Origin of the sequence: Ureibacillus xyleni, from assembly GCF_900217795.1 — a bacterium.
In the GTDB taxonomy this organism is placed as follows: Bacteria; Bacillota; Bacilli; order Bacillales_A; family Planococcaceae; genus Ureibacillus; species Ureibacillus xyleni.
The window spans coordinates 344,738-363,024 of record NZ_OBMQ01000002.1 but is presented as its reverse complement, the minus strand read 5'-3'; the positions used below and the strand labels follow the sequence as shown (position 1 = coordinate 363,024).

17 protein-coding genes and 1 rRNA gene are annotated in these 18,287 nt (G+C 36.2%); 4 read left to right on the top strand and 14 right to left on the bottom strand.

The genetic code is table 11. The features are described from left to right. Positions 1–60, bottom strand: a 16S ribosomal RNA gene (locus CRO00_RS05590); the annotation flags it as partial. A 390-nt stretch (positions 61–450) separates the two neighbouring features. Then, positions 451–1,356 carry a nucleotidyltransferase-like protein gene (locus CRO00_RS05585; RefSeq protein WP_097072682.1) on the bottom strand — a complete coding sequence of 302 codons (906 nt, stop codon included), beginning with the start codon at positions 1,354–1,356 and terminating at the stop codon, positions 451–453. Between the two features lie 206 nt (positions 1,357–1,562). On the opposite strand from CRO00_RS05585, the gene CRO00_RS05580 reads away from it, so the two are divergent. After that, positions 1,563–1,916, top strand: coding sequence for a YgzB family protein (locus tag CRO00_RS05580; RefSeq protein WP_097072681.1), 354 nt, complete (start codon positions 1,563–1,565; stop codon positions 1,914–1,916). 100 nt (positions 1,917–2,016) lie between these two features. Here the strand turns inward: CRO00_RS05580 and perR are convergent, their stop codons facing one another. From perR to bcp, 3 genes are all read right to left on the bottom strand, one after another. Further along, positions 2,017–2,463, bottom strand: coding sequence for a peroxide-responsive transcriptional repressor PerR (perR, locus tag CRO00_RS05575; protein WP_097072680.1), 447 nt, complete (start codon positions 2,461–2,463; stop codon positions 2,017–2,019). A gap of 184 nt (positions 2,464–2,647) precedes the next feature. After that, complete coding sequence (locus tag CRO00_RS05570; RefSeq protein ID WP_202615625.1) at positions 2,648–3,595, bottom strand: D-2-hydroxyacid dehydrogenase; 948 nt, start codon at positions 3,593–3,595, stop codon at positions 2,648–2,650. Continuing rightward, complete coding sequence (gene bcp, locus CRO00_RS05565; RefSeq protein WP_097072678.1) at positions 3,595–4,065, bottom strand: thioredoxin-dependent thiol peroxidase; 471 nt, start codon at positions 4,063–4,065, stop codon at positions 3,595–3,597. Before bcp ends, CRO00_RS05570 begins: the two co-directional genes overlap by 1 nt. A gap of 113 nt (positions 4,066–4,178) precedes the next feature. Here bcp and CRO00_RS05560 point away from each other — a divergent pair, with 113 nt between their 5' ends. Beyond that, entirely contained in the window at positions 4,179–5,468 is a 1,290-nt protein-coding gene (locus CRO00_RS05560) for a glutamate-1-semialdehyde 2,1-aminomutase (RefSeq protein WP_097072677.1), read from the top strand. Positions 5,469–5,550: 82 nt separating this feature from the next. After that, positions 5,551–6,639: an FUSC family protein gene (locus CRO00_RS05555; protein WP_097072676.1), complete on the top strand. Its 1,089-nt coding sequence runs from the start codon at positions 5,551–5,553 to the stop codon at positions 6,637–6,639. A 39-nt stretch (positions 6,640–6,678) separates the two neighbouring features. Here the strand turns inward: CRO00_RS05555 and CRO00_RS05550 are convergent, their stop codons facing one another. The 9 genes from CRO00_RS05550 to mutY form a co-directional block, all read right to left on the bottom strand. Further along, positions 6,679–7,563: an ABC transporter permease gene (locus tag CRO00_RS05550; RefSeq protein ID WP_097072675.1), complete on the bottom strand. Its 885-nt coding sequence runs from the start codon at positions 7,561–7,563 to the stop codon at positions 6,679–6,681. A 19-nt stretch (positions 7,564–7,582) separates the two neighbouring features. Beyond that, a complete protein-coding gene (locus CRO00_RS05545) occupies positions 7,583–8,587 on the bottom strand; it encodes an ABC transporter permease (protein ID WP_097072674.1) in 1,005 nt (334 codons plus the stop codon). A gap of 500 nt (positions 8,588–9,087) precedes the next feature. After that, positions 9,088–10,719, bottom strand: a complete 1,632-nt coding sequence (locus CRO00_RS05540; protein ID WP_097072673.1) for an ABC transporter substrate-binding protein — start codon at positions 10,717–10,719, stop codon at positions 9,088–9,090. Positions 10,720–10,748: 29 nt separating this feature from the next. Next, positions 10,749–11,720, bottom strand: coding sequence for an ABC transporter ATP-binding protein (locus tag CRO00_RS05535; protein WP_097072672.1), 972 nt, complete (start codon positions 11,718–11,720; stop codon positions 10,749–10,751). Next, entirely contained in the window at positions 11,692–12,714 is a 1,023-nt protein-coding gene (locus CRO00_RS05530; protein ID WP_097072671.1) for an ABC transporter ATP-binding protein, read from the bottom strand. The genes CRO00_RS05535 and CRO00_RS05530 overlap by 29 nt, the downstream gene beginning before the upstream one ends. A 306-nt stretch (positions 12,715–13,020) precedes the next feature. Further along, a complete protein-coding gene (locus tag CRO00_RS05525; protein ID WP_097072670.1) occupies positions 13,021–14,766 on the bottom strand; it encodes an ABC transporter ATP-binding protein in 1,746 nt (581 codons plus the stop codon). A 130-nt stretch (positions 14,767–14,896) separates the two neighbouring features. Beyond that, complete coding sequence (gene ntdP / locus CRO00_RS05520; protein ID WP_097072669.1) at positions 14,897–15,448, bottom strand: nucleoside tri-diphosphate phosphatase; 552 nt, start codon at positions 15,446–15,448, stop codon at positions 14,897–14,899. Between the two features lie 239 nt (positions 15,449–15,687). Beyond that, the gene (locus CRO00_RS05515; RefSeq protein WP_097072668.1) at positions 15,688–15,888 is read right to left on the bottom strand and encodes a hypothetical protein; all 201 of its coding nucleotides are present in this window, start codon (positions 15,886–15,888) and stop codon (positions 15,688–15,690) included. Positions 15,889–15,958: 70 nt separating this feature from the next. Then, positions 15,959–17,014 carry an A/G-specific adenine glycosylase gene (gene mutY, locus CRO00_RS05510; protein ID WP_097072667.1) on the bottom strand — a complete coding sequence of 352 codons (1,056 nt, stop codon included), beginning with the start codon at positions 17,012–17,014 and terminating at the stop codon, positions 15,959–15,961. A gap of 263 nt (positions 17,015–17,277) precedes the next feature. Here mutY and CRO00_RS05505 point away from each other — a divergent pair, with 263 nt between their 5' ends. After that, complete coding sequence (locus CRO00_RS05505) at positions 17,278–18,264, top strand: metal-dependent hydrolase (RefSeq protein ID WP_097072666.1); 987 nt, start codon at positions 17,278–17,280, stop codon at positions 18,262–18,264. Positions 18,265–18,287 lie beyond the last annotated feature (23 nt).

Here is an 18,287-nt window from a genome sequence, read left to right as displayed (position 1 = left end):
TTGCATGTATTAGGCACGCCGCCAGCGTTCGTCCTGAGCCAGGATCAAACTCTCCATAAAAGAATTTGATAAAGCTCAAATTTGCTGGCATCAAAAATTGATGTCAAAATTTCTTCTCAAATTAATGAGAAAATATAATCATTAACGTTTTGTTGTTCAGTTTTCAAAGTTCATTACTTAATTACTTCTTTTAAAAAGCAACTGTTTTATATTAACGCAAACTTAATTGCGTTGTCAACAAGTTTTTCATCACTTAATTTCAGCGACTTCTCTAAGTTAACACTTTATAAAACTTATGTCAACATATTTTTAAAATAAAAACTTTAATTCAATATTTCCATTGCTACCTTACAGCAGCGACGTTGATAATAATACAATATTAAAATCTAAAATGTCAACACTATTCCATAAAAAAATTTTCCGAGCTGAATCTCTCCAACTCGAAAAAGTTCATTCATCAATACTTAGGCTGTATTCCTTTTCTGCAAAATCTTTATCTACACAATAATGGCGATGGAATACCATTTCACTTTTTGCGACAGTTGGATCAACAAGTATATAACCTTTATCAATTAAATATTCAACAAACACTTCTAAATCAATTGAGTAGTATGTTAGTTCAGGATGATTATGTAGTTCTTGTATTGTCCACGTTTCTTTTGAAAGCATTGTCTCGACGATATGTTGCGCTCCATCATGAGTTCTTGAATTGATAAGAAATTCAATCGCTAAAAATAGAAGTTCTAATCTCTTTTCAAGACTTTCGGAACTCATGACTAGTTCTTCGTAAAGTTTATAAATGGCAGGTTCAATTTTTTTTACTTGCGACCAAACTGTTACTTCAGGATAAAGACCATTATCAATTACAGATAATCGGGCAAGGTGATGAAGTGAATCCACTACATGGTTATATGAATCTAAATAATTCCCATTGTTAAAAAATTCTTTCCCCTCAAAATAGCGACGAATGAGTTTAGAGAATTGAATACCTGTTTTTATTTTGCGTCCAAAGAACGGGAACTCTTGTAGCTTTACTCTTAAATTATGTAAGTATTCATTTCGGTCAAAAATAACTTTTCCATGGAAAATCCAATCAACGACACGTCTATTCGAGCCAATATAGAGCCATTTATTTAGAACAGTTTCTGTAACTACGTGCATGGCCATTTTTTGATTTTCATGTAAATAGTGCTTCGTAAAAATCGGGTTTTCAGCTTCTTTTACTACTATAAGTAGAACTGTATCGAATGTATCGGTAATACTTTTTGTGTCTTCACATTTCGTAACAAGGATAACACCTAATGTTTCGGCTTGACTTGCACGTTCTTGATAAATCGGTCGCAAAATGTGCTCCATAATAATCCTCCTAACTTACGATTCAATAATTAATTTCGACATTAATAGCGAGTTTCCTTCTAAGGAATGATACTTTTTTGCTTTACATTACAGGCCTACTTCTGTCTATATTAATGTCTGATTACGAATTTCATTTTGTTTATACAATCTATCCGCAAATTAAAAGTTTCTATGTTATAGTAGACTTTAGATTGGGAGGCACAGACATGGCAAAGAAGAAATATTCAAACAAAATAAATAAAATTCGTTCGTTTGCTCTTTCATTAATTTTCATTGGGTTTGTAATCATGTATGGGGCAATTTTCTTCCGCGAACATCAAATTTTAGTTTTAATCTTTATGACAATAGGCTTACTTTGTATTATTGGAAGTACCGTTGTATATGGATGGATTGGGTTACTCTCTACTCGTGCAGTTCAAGTTGTTTGTCCAAGTTGTGGAAAACATACAAAAGTTTTAGGTCGAGTTGATATGTGCATGTATTGTAATGAGCCTTTAACTCTCGATCCAACGCTAGAAGGTAAAGAGTTTGATGAATCATACAATAATCAAAAAAAATAATAATGATGAAAAAGGTCACTTCTAAGAAAGTTGGCCTTTTTTTGTGCACACTAAATTGCAAATAAAAAACCTAGCAGTATAATACCACTAGGATTCTTGTTTATAATACTTGTTTTCCAGCACTTTCAAGACATTCTTGGCATGTACCATACACTTCAAGGCGATGTGAATGTACTTTGAAGCCAGTTACATGTGATGCAAATTGCTCCACTTCATTTAAACCTGGATAATGGAAATCGACAATCTTACCACAGCCTTGACAGATCATATGGTAATGATCATTCGTTACAAAATCAAATCTGCTTGCCGCATCACCATAAGTTAGTTCTTTTACAAGGCCAGCTTCACGGAATACACGTAAGTTATTGTAAACCGTTGCAACACTCATGTTAGGGAACTTTCCTTCTAATGCTTTGTATATTTCATCAGCAGTCGGATGAGTCATTGATTCGATTAAATATTCCAAAATAGCATGACGCTGCGGAGTAATTCTTACACCTGTTGTCTTTAACGTGTCTAGCGCATCTTTTAAATGCAGTTCAGACATCGCCATGCACCTCTTTTCATAAAAATTCTTACTTTATAATAGTTATAAATAGTTTAACGAATATATTTGTCCTAGTCAACATTTCCTTACTTTACAATGTTACTTTACGTTCATTTCCATTAAATATTCATAAAAAATCGATATTTTTTATAAAATATTGATTTATAATCATTCTAATATATTCTCAATACCCCCGTAAAATGTCCATCTTATTCACTAAATCTGTTTCTCCTCTTAGCCATTTAGCTAAACTTGGGACAAAAATCTCAAAGCTTCGTTCTAAATATCTGATTGAGTGACTTGAGCAATGAGGAGATATCGTTATATTGTCTAGATCCCACAGCTTACTATTCGATGGGAGTGGTTCTACCTCAAAAACGTCCAACACAGCATGACCAATTAATTTTTCTTCAAGAACTCGTATTAATAAATCGGTCTCTACTAAATCTCCACGGCCAAAGTTCATGAAGATAGCACTTTCTTTCATTAACTGAAAATGCTCATACTGTAATAAATGCTTTGTTTCTGGTGTACTTGGCAATATAGAGATCACAATATCCGCTTTTGATAAATGATTTTTTAAGTCACTAATCCGATATGTTTCGTTCATATAAGGAGCAGGTTCGCCACTTCGATTACAGCCTATCGTATAAACCTCGAACGCTTGTAAGATTCGACCCAGTTCTGCCCCAATTGCACCAGGACCAATAATTAATGCCGTATTGCCATTTAGTTCACTTGGGTTACCGCCTCTTTTATTCCAAACTCGGTTCCGTTGATTATTATAAATATATGGTAAAGACCTTTTTAAAGATAAAATATGCGCTAAAACGGATTCTGCCATAGGTTTCTTATGAATACCGCGCACATTTGAAACTAAAATATTACGCTCGGCAATTTTTTCGTGGGGCATCATTTCTACACCTGCAGATGCGACAAAAATCCATTTTAGATTTTGTGCGATATCAATATGGTCTTCTGTTAAATCTTCACCATATGTAACGATAACATCCGCTTGCGCTAACACATTATTATCAATCTCATTATGAAAAACGAATGTTACTTGAGGAAACTGATCTAGTAACTGTTGTTGTAAATCTGGTCGTGAATCGAATGTAAAATAAACTAGCATTATGCTTTTTCTCCTTCACGTAAATACGACAATACCTCTTCAATATGATTTTTTACTTTCACTTTGCGCCATTCTTTTTCAACGATTCCTTCTTCGTTAATTAAAAAAGTCGAACGTTCAATACCCATGAATTCTTTCCCATACATTTTCTTTAGTACCCATACGCCATATTTTTCTGCCACACTATGGTCTTCATCCACCAATAACGAAAATGGCAGGCCATATTTCTCGATAAACTTTGTATGTTTTGCAGCAGTGTCTCCACTAACTCCCAGTATTACAGCATTTAATCCAGAGAATTCTTCATGTTGGTCGCGAAAATCACAAGCTTCCGTCGTACAACCCGGTGTCATATCTTTTGGATAGAAATAAAGGACAACTTTTTTCCCACGATAGTTACTTAAACTTATCTGTTCTTCCTTTTCATTTAATAAAGTAAAATCTGGTGCTTTTGTATTTTCTAATGTCATTTTAATTCCTCCCTTTTTCATTATCCTACATAACCGAAGAATGAGTTTCAATTCTTTGGCGTTCATGGAAGAATAGGACTACAATAGATGTGAATAAGTTTAGGAGGATACAAATGAATCATACAAAATCACAAGAAGTATATAACGAAGCACTCGAACATATCGTAGGTGGGGTGAATAGTCCATCACGGTCTTATAAAGCGGTTGGCGGCGGCGCTCCGGTTGTGATGGCAAAAGGAAAAGGACCTTATTTTTGGGATGTGGACGGAAATCGTTACATTGATTATTTAGCAGCTTACGGACCAATCATCACGGGCTTTGGTCATCCTCATATTGCAAAAGCGATTGCTCATGCAGCGGAAACAGGCGTACTGTTTGGAACACCGACAGAACATGAAGTAAAATTTGCAAAAATGCTAAAAGAGGCGATTCCTTCATTAGATAAAGTACGTTTCACAAACTCTGGTACTGAAGCAGTTATGACAACTGTACGTGTAGCCCGCGCTTATACAGGACGTACAAAAATTATTAAATTTGCCGGCTGTTACCACGGACATTTTGACCAAGTATTAGTAGCAGCGGGTTCTGGCCCAGCAACACTTGGTTCACCTGATTCAGCAGGGGTTCCGGTCGCTGTAGCAACGGAAGTTATTACTGTTCCTTTCAATAATAAAGAACAATTCCAATTAGCTATCGATAAATGGGGGGATGAAGTTGCTGCCATTTTAATCGAACCAATCGTAGGGAACTTTGGAATTGTTCAACCAAACCCAGGCTTCCTGGAATACGTTCATGCGGTAGCAAAAGAAAAAGGCGCGCTTACAATTCACGATGAAGTAATTACCGCATTCCGATTCCACTATGGCGCTGCACAAGATTTACTAGGTTTAACACCCGACTTAACTGCAATGGGTAAAATCATTGGTGGTGGCTTACCAATTGGGGCTTATGGTGGACGTAAAGAAATTATGGAAACAGTTGCTCCATTAGGCCCTGCATATCAAGCAGGAACAATGGCAGGAAATCCGGCGTCTATGTTAGCAGGAATTGCATGCCTAGAAGTCTTAAAACAACCGGGCGTTTATGAGGAAATGGATCGCTTAGGCGGGATTTTAGAAAAGGGTATTTTAGAAGCTGCTGAAAAACACGGGGTTACGATTACAGTGAACCGTTTAAAAGGGGCGCTCACAGTTTACTTTACGAATGAAAAAGTAGAAAACTATGAGCAAGCTGAGAATTCAGATGGTGAAATGTTCGGTCGCTTCTTTAAATTGATGTTAGAAAAAGGGGTTAATTTAGCACCTTCTAAATACGAAGCTTGGTTCTTAACGACAGAACATAAAGAAGAAGATATTGTCGAAACGATTGCTGCAGTTGATTATGCTTTCTCAAAGTTAGTATAAAAATTGACGTTGACTAAGTCGATATAATTGGGTAAAGTTTTAATTTCTAATAATTGAATTTGAAAGAGAGGGCGAACTTTTAATGCAAGTAGGTGCCCGCGTTTTAAAAACAGGGGTTGCAATTGTCTTTGCGCTTTTTCTTGCAGAAATATTTAACTTACCTTCACCTGTTTTTGCTGGTATTGCAGCAATATTTGCCATTCAACCATCGATTTATAGGTCCTACTTATCTATTGTTGAGCAAATACAAGGGAATTTTATCGGTGCAACTATAGCTGTCATTTTCGGTTTATCGTTTGGTCATCATATCGTAGCAATTGGAATCGCAGCAATCATTGTAATTGCCTTAATGCGAAAATTCAACTTGGATAGTTCGATGTCACTTGCTCTTGTTACCGTTGTTGCCATCATGGTATATGAAGGGAACGACTTTTTAGAGTTTGGGGTTATTCGTTTTGTGACGGTAATGGTCGGGGTTTTTGCAGCATTTATCGTGAATCTAGTGTTTATTCCGCCAAAATATGAGATTAAACTTTTTAAAATGATTGATTCGCTACAAGACGATATTATTCGTTGGACCAGACTCGCCGCAAGACAAGCATCGGAACATACATCAACTAAAATTGCGCTATCAAAATTTGATAGTCGACTTACTGAAGTTGGAAATATGTATGACTTTTATAAAGAAGAACGTCACTATACAAAGAAAAAACGATATGTCCAAGCAAGAAAACTAGTTATTTATCGTCAAATGATTACAACCACTAAGAAAAGCTTAGAATTACTTCATCGTTTACACAAGCATGAGAATGAAATTGCAAACTTACCTACTCACTTTAAGACAATGGTTCAGGAGAGATTAGATTTTCTCCTTACTTTCCATGAACAACTGTTATTAAAATTCACTGGTAAACTAAAGCCTGAGCATTCCAAGTGGGTGGATGAAGAAGATAATAAACATGCAGAAGTCATGGACCAATTAATACAACAAATTGCTTATGAGCAAGACCGTGAAAGTGAAGAAGAATTTTCAAGCTATCACTTGTTTTACATTTTCTCAAGACTTTTAGATTACGAAGAAAATTTACAACACTTGGATACGCTAATTGTATCTTATCGTAGTTACCACGGTAATGAAAAAAACTCTGATTTAGAAGAAGGATTTTATTAAAATAAGGGTGAGCCATTAGTGAATTGGCTCACCCTTTTCTTAATTTTTCATCTTTGGATCTAAAGCATCTCGTAATCCATCACCCATTAAATTAAACCCGAGAACCGTTAGCATAATAGCGAGTCCAGGAAAAATCATGGTCCATGGAGCTGTCATTAAGTGTACTCGCGCATCTGATAACATTTTGCCCCATTCCGGTTGTGGTGCAACTGCGCCTAGCCCCAAGAAACTTAAAGCAGCTGCTTCAATAATTGCAGTAGCTATCGCTAATGTTCCCTGCACAATCACTGGTGAAAAGGAATTCGGCAAAATATGTCTTAATAATATTCGCGAATCTTTCATGCCGATTGCTCTAGCCGCAACAATATATTCTTCTTCCTTTACACTTAATACTTTGGAACGTATTAAACGGCCGAAATTCGGTATATTGATAATCGCGATTGCAATTAAGGCATTTTGTAAAGATGGCCCTAAAATTGAGACAATGGCAATTGCTAGCAATATACTTGGAAATGCTAGCATGATATCAAAAATACGAGATATGATTGTATCTAACATACGGCCATAATATCCTGCAATAATGCCTAGAAAACTACCTACGACGGCTGACATTACAACAGATAGGAAGCCTACAGCTAATGAAATTCTAGCACCATGAACAATACGGGAGAAAATATCCCTTCCAAAATCGTCGGTACCAAACCAATATTCACCAGATGGAGGAAGTAGACGAACACTTAAATTTTGGTCATTTATATCTTGCGGTGCAACAAGAGGACCAAATAGAGCTAAAAGGATAAAAAATAGAACGATTGCTGTTCCGACAAGAGCTGCTTTACTTTTTTTAAAGCTTTGCCATGCTACTTTCCACGGTCCAACTGCCTTTTCTTCTACTGTTTTCATTTCCACTGAATTTGAAACCATCTCTATTTTTCGCCCCCTTCTAGTTATATTTAATTCTCTTATCTATTACTGTATATAAAATATCAACTATTAAATTAATCATGACGAACATAAAGGCAATAATTAGTATCCCTGATTGGATGACGGTATAATCCCGATAACCAATTGCTTCATAAATATAACGACCAATTCCCGGCCAACTAAATATTGTTTCAGTTAATATTGCCCCTCCAAGTAGTAAACCAGTTTGTAGACCGATAACAGTCAAAATAGGAATCAGTGCATTTTTTAGTGCGTGCTTATAAATGACAACCGCCATTTTTTGCCCCTTCGCCCGCGCAGTTCGAATGTAATCTGACCGCATAACCTCAAGCATAGACGAGCGAGTCATTCTTGCGATAATTGCCATTGGTATAGTGGCAAGCGCTAGTCCAGGTAAAACTAAGTGCTTTACAGTTATTAGGAACTGATCAAACCTACCTTGAAGTAACGTATCAATTAAATAGAAATGTGTGATTGCAGTAATAGGATCACGAACTTCTTCCCTTCCTGAAGTTGGCAACCATCCTAGATTAATACTAAACGCCCATTGTTCCATTAAACCGAGCCAGAAGATTGGCATAGATACACCAATTAACGCAATCACCATTGCAAGATAATCAAACCAGGAGTTTTGGAACCATGCAGAAATTATACCAGCATTCATACCAATAAAAACGGCCAAAACCATTGCAAATAGTGCTAATTCAATTGTTGCTGCAAGATAAGGCCAAATCTCAGTAGAAATGGGTTGTCTCGTACGCAATGACTCACCTAAATCGCCAGTAAACAATCCTTTTAAATAATCGAAATATTGAACGTACCATGGTTGATTAAGTCCCAGCGTTTCTCGTAGTGCTGCCGTTGCTTCTGCTGTAGCTTGCTGTCCTAAAATCACTTGTGCTGGGTCCCCTGGTATTGCCCGAATAATTAAAAATACAATAAACGTCATTCCTAATAACACAGGAATTAAATGGAGGATTCGTTTTCCTATGTAGTGAAGCATATGTTCACCTCTTCCGTTAGGGTAACTTTATTTTTGATAAAAACATGAACCAAAATTACGTTTAGTGATATGAAGACCACTCCGACTAGTTTTTCACTGAGTTTTGTCCTTCATCAGCTTTATGAAGACCAGTTCGACCGGTTTTTCACGGAGTTTTGTCCTTCATCAGCCTTATGAAGACCACTCCGACCGGTTTTTCACTGAGTTTTGTCCTTCATCAGCCTTATGAAGACCAGTTCGACCGGTTTTTCACGGAGTTTTGTCCTTCATTAGCTTTATGAAGACCAGTTCGACTAGTTTTTCACTGAGTTTTGTCCTTCATCAGATTTATGAAGACCATTTTAAACAGAATTACACGCAATTTTATCCTTCATCGGCATTATGAGGACCATTTCGACAGAATTCACTCGTGGTTTTTTTCTTCATCGATATTACCTAATTTCCGTAAGTTTAAAAATAAAGGAGAGGCAAGTACCTCCCCTTCTATCAAAGTCGTTTACTTATTGAATTGACACATTGATTAAACTTTCTGATCCTGTTTGGTGTGGTACATAATCTGTTACACCTTTTTTCGCAGCTAGTAATGGAATCGAGTGCACTAATGGTACCCACGGAGCATCCTCATGAATTAATACTTGAGCTTCTTTATATAGTTGCTCACGTTTTTCTTCATCAAGATCAGATTGAGCTGTAATTAATAAATCATGGACAGCATCATTTGAGTAATAAGAGTAGTTGTTACTTCCGATATTGTCTTTATCTAATAATGCATATAAGAAGTTGTCCGCATCTCCGTTATCACCAGTCCAGCCAAGTAAGAATGCATCTGCTTCTCCATTTTTAGCTTTTTCTAAATACGTTGCCCACTCAAATGTAACAATTTTCGATGGAATTCCAACGTCTGCTAAATTTTTCTGAATTGCTTCTGCAACCTTTTGACCATCTGGCATATAAGGGCGTGGAACTGGCATTGCCCAAAGTTCAATCTCCTTACCGTCATAGCCAGCTTCAGCCAATAATTCCTTCGCCTTTTCTGGATTGTACTCGTATCCAGTAATTTCGTCATTGTAACCGAAAATTGAAGAAGGCATTGGATTTACTGCCACTTCTGCACGGCCTTCAAAGAATGCATCGACAATTGCTTGCTTATCAATAGCATAGTTTACAGCTTGACGAACTAATTTGTTATCAAAAGGTTTACGTGTAGAAGTTAAGCCAAGGTACCCTACGTTCATAGATGGGCGTTCGATTAACTGTAAATCTGCATTGCCTTCAATTGTTCCAGCATCAGAAGGGTTAATTCCATCTGCTAAATCGATTTCTCCTGTCACTAATGCATTTAAACGTGCAGAGTTATCTGGAATTGCACGGAAAATAATTGTATCTAATTTTGGAAGGCCTGCTTGCCAATAGTTGTCATTTTTCTTTACAGTAATAGAGTCGTTACGTTTCCATTCAACAAATACAAATGGACCAGTACCTACTGGGTTGTCACCAAATTTATCTCCTGCTGCCTCAAATGCTGTTGGCGAGGCAATACCAAATGGGCTCATGGCAATATTTTTTAAGAACGGTGCTTGTGGGCGAGATAATTCAAAAACAACAGTCTTTTCGTCAACAGCCGTTACCGTTTTAATAATGTCTTTGCCTTCCGCTTTAAACATTGTATTGAAGTAATAAAACTGTTCAGCTGTTCCTGCTTTCCAACGCTCCACATTCTTTACAACAGCTTCAGCATTGAAGTCAGTTCCATCATGGAATTTCACGCCTTCTTGTAGGTGGAATGTATATGTTAAGCCATCTTCACTAACTTCCCATTCCTTAGCTAAACCAGGGTGTATCGTTGTATCTTGCTCGCCAAAGTTCAGCAATGTTTCAAAGATATTTTCTGTAACTTTAAATGATTCACCATCTGTAACAATTGCTGGGTCAAGTGAAACTGAATCGCCACCACGACCAAATACTAATACTTGAGGAACTGCTTCTTTTGTTTCTTCTGTTGTTGCTTCACCAGATGTTTCAGTTGTTTTTGCAGGTTCTGTTGTGCCTTCATTGCTACTACATGCTGCTAGAATTGCTGTTAGAGCTAATAGTAGAAATAGCCCAAGTGACCAAAGTTTGTTTTTTCTCATAATTACCCTCCCATGTTTCTTAATCTATGTCATTGTTGCTCGCCTACTAGATGGCACGCAACAGAGTGACCAGGTCTAACCTCCACTAATTCTGGAACATTCATTTTACAAACAGTAGTTGCATAGGGACACCGCAGCTGAAATGTACATCCTGTTTCTGTTGAACTAGATGTGTCTCCCGTTAACATAATTTGTTCTCTTTGATAAGTTGGATCTGGAATTGGAACCGCAGAAAGTAGTGCTTGGGAATATGGGTGAAGTGGTTCTGCATATAAAGATTCACTTGGAGCAATTTCTACCAATCTACCTAAGTACATCACTCCAACTCGATCACTAATATGTCTAACCACGCCTAAATCATGGGCAATAAATATATAAGTTAGTTTTAAATCTTCTTGTAATCTCTTCATCAAATTTAAAACTTGTGCTTGTATCGAAACATCAAGTGCAGAAACTGGTTCGTCAGCAATGATTAGTTTGGGGTTTGTCATTAATGCTCGAGCTATCCCAATTCTCTGACGTTGACCGCCACTAAACTGATGTGGATAACGTTGTGCATGGTAAGCACTTAATCCTACAATTTCTAAATACTCTTCAACCCTTGTTTGTCGTTCCTTTTTATCGCCGATGCCATGTACAATTAATGGTTCTTCAAGGATCTTTTTCACTGTATGTCTAGGATTTAAGGATGCATATGGGTCTTGGAATACCATTTGAATATCTCGCCTTGCTTTGCGCATTTCAGTTTTAGAAAGTGAAGAAAGCTCTACATCTTCAAAAAGTATGGATCCATCTGTTGGTTCTAGTAATCTCATTATCATTCGTCCTGTTGTAGACTTTCCACAGCCAGATTCTCCAACAATCCCAAGCGTTTCTCCTTCAAAAACTTCAAACGAAACATCATCTACTGCCTTTACATAACTCATATTCTTCTTTAACGAGCCGGTTTTTTTAGGGAAATATTTTTTTATCTTATTGACTTTCAGTAACACGTTGGACATTCTTAATCCCTCCCGACTCTTGTAAGAAGCACCTTGAACGATGCAGTTGAGATGATTCCACTTCATATAGTGGTGGATTTTCTGAAGTACAGCGGTCCGTTGCATATTCACAGCGAGTCGCAAATCTACACCCAACATTGATTGATCCCGGCTTCGGAACATTCCCTGGTATTGAATACAAACTCGTCTTTTTGAATCTCATATCAGGAACAGATTGGATTAACCCTAATGTATATGGGTGTTGTGGATTTTTAAATATCTCAAGTACAGGAGCTTCTTCAACAATTTGACCAGCATACATCACGATAACTCGTTCGCACGTTTCAGCAACAACCCCTAAATCATGTGTAATGAGTAATACAGCTGTATTCAGTTGTTCGTTAAGCTCTTTCACTAACTTTAATATTTGTGCTTGTATCGTTACATCCAACGCAGTAGTTGGTTCGTCTGCTATCAATAACTTCGGATTGCATAATAGTGCCATAGCAATCATAACTCTCTGTCTCATCCCACCTGATAACTGGTGTGGATAGTTATTCATTAATTCCTCTGCTCTAGGTAATCCAACATGCCTCATCATTTCAATAGCTCTAAGTTTTGCTTGTTTTTTCTTCCAATCTTTTTTGTGTATGCGAATTGCTTCAACAAGTTGATATCCAATTGTGTACAACGGATTTAAAGAAGTCATTGGTTCTTGAAAGATCATTGCAACATCTCTTCCACGAACTTTCCTCATTTGCTTTTCCGGGAGGGTAGTTAAATCTTGACCATCGAGAAGAATTTGGCCAGATGTAATTTTTCCAGGGGGTGAAGGTACAAGACCCATGATAGACAATGAAGTTACACTTTTTCCGCAGCCAGATTCCCCTACAATAGCTAATATTTCACCTCGATTTATATGAAAACTAATATGATCAACTGCTGGTATAGCGCCGTCTTCTGTAAAAAATGTAGTTTCTAAATCTTTAACTTCTAATAGAGTTCTTTTTCCCATCGCAATCCCCCTTATGTAAATTCATTCGAAAAACTACCAAAATATAACACTATCTAGCATTTAATGAACAAAAAGAGAAAGTGAAATCTATTTTAATTATGCTAAGATATTTTCAGTTATGTTAGTTTTCACCAAAATCCTTTCGACATCAATTCATCTCACTAACACTTTATCCATCTAAATCACTAACAATTTAACCCACTAAGAAACATTGATATAACAAAGTTCTTGCTTATAAGAGAGCAAAATAAAAAATGCCCAGTAAGTCGAACAGTGACTTTCAAGGCATTTATTTGTCGTAATATTTTAATCTAATTTTTGAATTTGGAAGAGGTCAAAGTATACCCCCTGTTTTTCCATTAACGATTCATGGGTACCTTGTTCTACTAATTCTCCATGATCAATGACAAAGATTTTATCCGCGTGTGTAATCGTTGAAAGTCTGTGGGCAATGATGATTGTTGTACGATTGCTTGCTAGACGATCTAGTGAATCTTGAATGAGAGCTTCACTTTCTAAGTCTAGCGCAGATGTTGCTTCATCCAAAACTAAGATAGGAGGATTTTTTAGGAACACTCGGGCTATTGCAACACGCTGCTTCTGTCCACCCGATAGTTTTACTCCACGTTCTCCTACCTTTGTGTCGTATCCATCAGGTAGCGTCATGATAAATTCGTGGGCGTTTGCCGCTTTTGCTGCTGCTATAACTTCTTCATCTGTAGCATTTGGATTACCCATTAAAATATTTTGCTTCACTGAATCGCTAAATAAGATGTTGTCTTGTAGTACAATCCCTATCTGTGAACGCAATGAATTTATTGATACATCTGTAACGTTTTTTCCATCAATTTTCACTGCCCCATTTGTGACATCATAAAAGCGTGGGATTAAGCTGACAATTGTGGATTTCCCACCACCACTCATCCCTACAAAGGCTGCAGTTTCTCCAGGATTAATATTAAAATTTACATTTTTTAATATCATTTGACCATCTTTTTCATATTGAAACTCTACATTTTCAAACTCTACTCTTCCTTCAACAGAAGGTAACATTGTGGCATTCGGCTTGTCTTGAACATCGTAAGTTTCATCCATTAATTCAAACATACGGTCCATCGATGCGATTGATTGAGTTAATGTAGTTGACGAATTCACCAATCGTCGTAAAGGGCTATAAAGTCGTTCAATATAGGCAATAAATGCAGCCATTGTCCCAACAGATAGGTTACCATTGATAACTTCAAATCCTGCGTAACCTATCACTAACAGAGGTGCAATATCTGTAATTGTATTTACAACGGCAAAAGATTTTGCATTCCATTTTGTATGGTCTAGAGCTGCATCTAAAAAGCCGCCATTTTCTTTATCAAAAATTTCTTGCTCATGTTTTTCTAATGTAAAACTTTTTATTATACTAATACCACTAACTCGTTCATGCAAATAGCTTTGAACATGGGCCAATGCTTGAGATCGTTTCCTTGTTAAATCTCGTAGTCGACCAAAGAAGTACTTCACACTGATTGCGAAAAATGGTAGAGAAATAATAGATACAATAGTCAACTTCACATCCATTGCTAACATGATACCAATTGCGATTAGGATAGTAGCAACATCTAACCATAAATTCATTAAGCCAATCATAATGAAGTTTTTCGTTTGTTCTACATCATTAATTACACGGGAAATAACCTCTCCTGCTCGAGTATTTGCATAATATTTTAAGCTTAATTTTTGAAGGTGACCAAAAAGTTCCTGTCGAATATCAAATAACACTTTGTTTCCAACATGTTGTGCATAGTATTGGCGATAATATTCAATTGGTGGACGAATAATAAAGAATAGAATGACTGTTCCACCTAGCCAATATAATAATGCCCTCATTTTTTCATCATCAGTTAAATCTGGGGCGCCTATTATGTTATCAATGACGATTTTTATTAAAATAGGAATAAATAAAGGTATAGCAAATTTCAATATCCCTATAATAATCGTTAATATTATTTCCCATTTATATGGTTTTACAAATCGCATATAACGTTTCATACTGCTCAAATTACATTCACTTCCTTAGCTGTGTTACTAGTATGTATCATTTTAGTGGTGCCCAATTACGTACACATGAAAACACTATACGCTATTTTCTTTACTTGTACATTAAAATAAGCCTACTGTGACAGTAGACTTAAAATTTTTCATTGGATTGCATTTCTTTATGAAAGGAATATCGATTAGTCCAAACCTCAATAAAATCCGGTGCAAAGGGTCCTCTTTTTTGCTTGATCCAACTTATTAATTTATTTACATTTCGTTTAAGAATTTTATCAATTACCTCTGGATAGCCCATTTCTCTTTTATGTTGCTCATATTCGTCTTCGTCTAATAATGTATATGACATATCTGGAAATACTTTAATATCCAAATCATAGTCGATATACTTGATTGCATTATTATCAAACACAAATGGAGAGCTCATATTACAGTAATAATAGACTCCATCTTCTCTTAACATACAAATGATATTAAACCAATGTTCAGCATGAAAATAACAAATTGAAGGTTCTCTTGTTAGCCATGTCCGTCCATCAGATTCTGTCACAAGCGTCCGTTCATTTGCTCCAATAAATATGTTTTTCGTACCTTTTAAAACCATCGTTTCTTGCCAGACACGGTGGATGCGACCATTGTGTTTATAACTATGTATTTGAATCGTTTCTCCTTCTCTCGGTATTGCCATTGTATTGCCCACCTTTTCGTCTATTGCTTTCACCTGTAGCAGTCTATTAGGTATATTATAGCAATGGTTCACAAAAACTTGTAGCATGAAGAACATATTTTCACAATACCTGTAAAAATAAACTAAATTCATAATTATAAGAGGGTATAAATGTAAGCTTTTTTAGGTAAAATTTAAGGTATAGACAAAAAATGTCTATACCTTAAAGTGAATTCACTTTTTTTGACTTCAACATCTAATTAAAGATCGTTGTTATCATTGTTGTTGTTACGGTTATTATTGCGTTGGTTGTTTTGTTGTTTTTGGTTTTGGTTTTGTTGACGTGCTTGTTGGAAGTCTTGGTCAACTGCGAATTCTTCACGGTTATTGTTGTTGTTATTGTTGTTGTTGCGGAATTCGTTGTTGTTGTTATTGTTGTTGTTGTTATTTCTTCTCGCCATTTCAAATCACCTCCGTGCTAAATATGATGGTCTGATATGTGCGAGATTATTCGACAAGTTTTGAAATAAATTAATTCAGAACATTCAAAATCTTCTGCATTGGCACAGGCATAGGTATTTGCTTAATTTCCTCTTTTGAGAAGAATCTAGAGTTGCAAGGTTCTTTAGTTATTTGTTCAACTTTCACTAAGGAACATTCCATTTCCCATGTTAAGTGGGAGAAAATATGTTTAAAATTAAGTAAATTATTTTCTAGAACTTTTTCTATTTTACACCCGTAAAGCGTTGAAAATTGTTCTTCAGAATTAATATCGTCCTTTGTTTCAATCATAGGAAATTGCCACATATCTGCTAGCAATCCTTCACTTGGACGTTTTTCTAATAGATATTGGTTATTCTGATTAATAGCAACATAAACGTTATAATGTTGTTTTTTTGTGTTCGTCTTTTTTGTTTTAATTGGCAACTTGTCTGCGTCCCCTTCATGGAATGCAATACAGTAGTCTCGAACAGGACATAATAAACATTTTGGTGATGTGGGTGTACAAATCATAGCGCCAAGATCCATTAATCCCTGGTTAAAATCTCCAGGCTGTTCGTGATCAATTAACATTTCAACCGCTTCTTCAAAGACCTTCCTTGTTTTCGGTAGCGCGATATCGTCTGTAATATGTAAAACACGACTTAAAACGCGCATTACATTCCCATCTACTGCATGCTCGGCCTTTTTATAGGCAATACTTAATACGGCACCTGCTGTATAAGGACCAACACCTTTTAACTTGGATATGTCATGGCGATTATCTGGAACTTTAGAATTGTATTTTTCAACAACTTCTTTAACGCCAGCTTGTAAGTTACGAGCTCTGGAATAATAGCCAAGCCCTTCCCACATTTTTAGAAGCTCTTCTTGTGGCGCAAAGGCTAAAGATTCTAACGTTGGGTACTTCTCTAAAAAACGATTGTAATAAGGAATTACTGTGTCTACACGGGTTTGTTGTAACATTACTTCAGACACCCATATTTTATAAGGATCCGATGTTTTTCTCCACGGTAAATCTCTTTTTTCGTTTTGGAACCATTCAACTAAATTTTGTCGAAATTGTTTTTTATATTTATAATTCACACGGACCTCCGACAGATTTCGATTTTATTTTCTGTAAAAAGGGTATAATATAATCATATTGATTCATGAAAAATTTCCAAAAAACCGCTAATTTGTCAGCAAACGCTCCAATAATTGTGGGAACGTTTTTAAGTTTTAGTTTACAAAACACTTGTAGCAGCATAGAACTTTTCTGACTTAGTAAAAGACATGGTGCTTTTTATCGTGCATTCACGAGTAGTAAAGATAACTAATCGTAATGCGGTTTACAAGGAGTTGATAATTTGGATTCAGGAACACATTTAGTAATGGGCGTTGCATTAGGTGGTTTAGCTTTAGTCGATCCTGTCGTGGCAAATCATTCAATGACATTCGGAGCAGTTATGGCGGGAACTCTTCTCGGATCACAAGCACCTGACGTCGATACAGTATTAAAGCTTAGAAATAATGCAGTTTATATAAGACATCATCGGGGTATTACCCATTCTATACCAGCTGTCCTATTATGGCCAATTGGTATTACTGCTATTTTGGCGATAATTTTCCAAGAAGCTAATGTTTTACATCTATGGCTTTGGACATTTTTAGCCGTATTTTTACATGTATTTGTAGATATTTTTAATGCTTATGGGACCCAAGCACTTAGGCCGTTTTCGAGAAAATGGGTAGCTCTTGGTGTGATAAATACCTTTGATCCAATAATATTTGGTATTCACTGTATTGGAATTTTGCTTTGGGTATTTAATTTTGACCCAGTGAGAACATTTACAATCATGTATCTTATTATTATTGCTTATTATGTTGTACGCTTTGCATTACAAGCTGCAGTGAAGAAAGCTGTACACAATACAATTCAAGATGAAGATTTTGTTATCGTTGCTCCAACAATGCGTTTTTTAAATTGGCGGATCGCTGCAAAATCGAAAACCCATTATTATGTAGGAATGGCATATGGTAGAACAATCAATATTTATGATAAGTTTGAAATCCACCCTATTCCAAAAACTCCAATTGTCGACAAAGCAATGGAAGATACTAATTTACAAGCATTTGTTTCTTTTTCGCCAATCTATCGATGGGAAATTTCAGAATTGGCGAGTGGCTTAACAGAAGTACGATTAATCGATCTACGCTACCGAAGTAATGACCGTTATCCATTTGTCGCAGTAGCACATATTGATGATGATTTAAACATTGTCAATTCTTATACTGGTTGGATATTCAGTGAAGATAAACTTCAGCGGAAACTTCAAATCGGAGCGAGTGACTAAGTAGAAACTGTGTGGGCTCAAAT

What these genes read in the sequence shown, in the direction of transcription:
- CRO00_RS05585 (WP_097072682.1), bottom strand. Translation starts at nt 1,356, where the DNA reads ATGGAGCACATTTTGCGACCGATTTATCAAGAACGTGCAAGTCAAGCC.
- CRO00_RS05580 (WP_097072681.1), top strand. Translation starts at nt 1,563, where the DNA reads ATGGCAAAGAAGAAATATTCAAACAAAATAAATAAAATTCGTTCGTTT.
- perR (WP_097072680.1), bottom strand. Translation starts at nt 2,463, where the DNA reads ATGTCTGAACTGCATTTAAAAGATGCGCTAGACACGTTAAAGACAACA.
- CRO00_RS05570 (WP_202615625.1), bottom strand. Translation starts at nt 3,595, where the DNA reads ATGCTAGTTTATTTTACATTCGATTCACGACCAGATTTACAACAACAG.
- bcp (WP_097072678.1), bottom strand. Translation starts at nt 4,065, where the DNA reads ATGACATTAGAAAATACAAAAGCACCAGATTTTACTTTATTAAATGAA.
- CRO00_RS05560 (WP_097072677.1), top strand. Translation starts at nt 4,179, where the DNA reads ATGAATCATACAAAATCACAAGAAGTATATAACGAAGCACTCGAACAT.
- CRO00_RS05555 (WP_097072676.1), top strand. Translation starts at nt 5,551, where the DNA reads ATGCAAGTAGGTGCCCGCGTTTTAAAAACAGGGGTTGCAATTGTCTTT.
- CRO00_RS05550 (WP_097072675.1), bottom strand. Translation starts at nt 7,563, where the DNA reads ATGGTTTCAAATTCAGTGGAAATGAAAACAGTAGAAGAAAAGGCAGTT.
- CRO00_RS05545 (WP_097072674.1), bottom strand. Translation starts at nt 8,587, where the DNA reads ATGCTTCACTACATAGGAAAACGAATCCTCCATTTAATTCCTGTGTTA.
- CRO00_RS05540 (WP_097072673.1), bottom strand. Translation starts at nt 10,719, where the DNA reads ATGAGAAAAAACAAACTTTGGTCACTTGGGCTATTTCTACTATTAGCT.
- CRO00_RS05535 (WP_097072672.1), bottom strand. Translation starts at nt 11,720, where the DNA reads ATGTCCAACGTGTTACTGAAAGTCAATAAGATAAAAAAATATTTCCCT.
- CRO00_RS05530 (WP_097072671.1), bottom strand. Translation starts at nt 12,714, where the DNA reads ATGGGAAAAAGAACTCTATTAGAAGTTAAAGATTTAGAAACTACATTT.
- ntdP (WP_097072669.1), bottom strand. Translation starts at nt 15,448, where the DNA reads ATGGCAATACCGAGAGAAGGAGAAACGATTCAAATACATAGTTATAAA.
- CRO00_RS05515 (WP_097072668.1), bottom strand. Translation starts at nt 15,888, where the DNA reads ATGGCGAGAAGAAATAACAACAACAACAATAACAACAACAACGAATTC.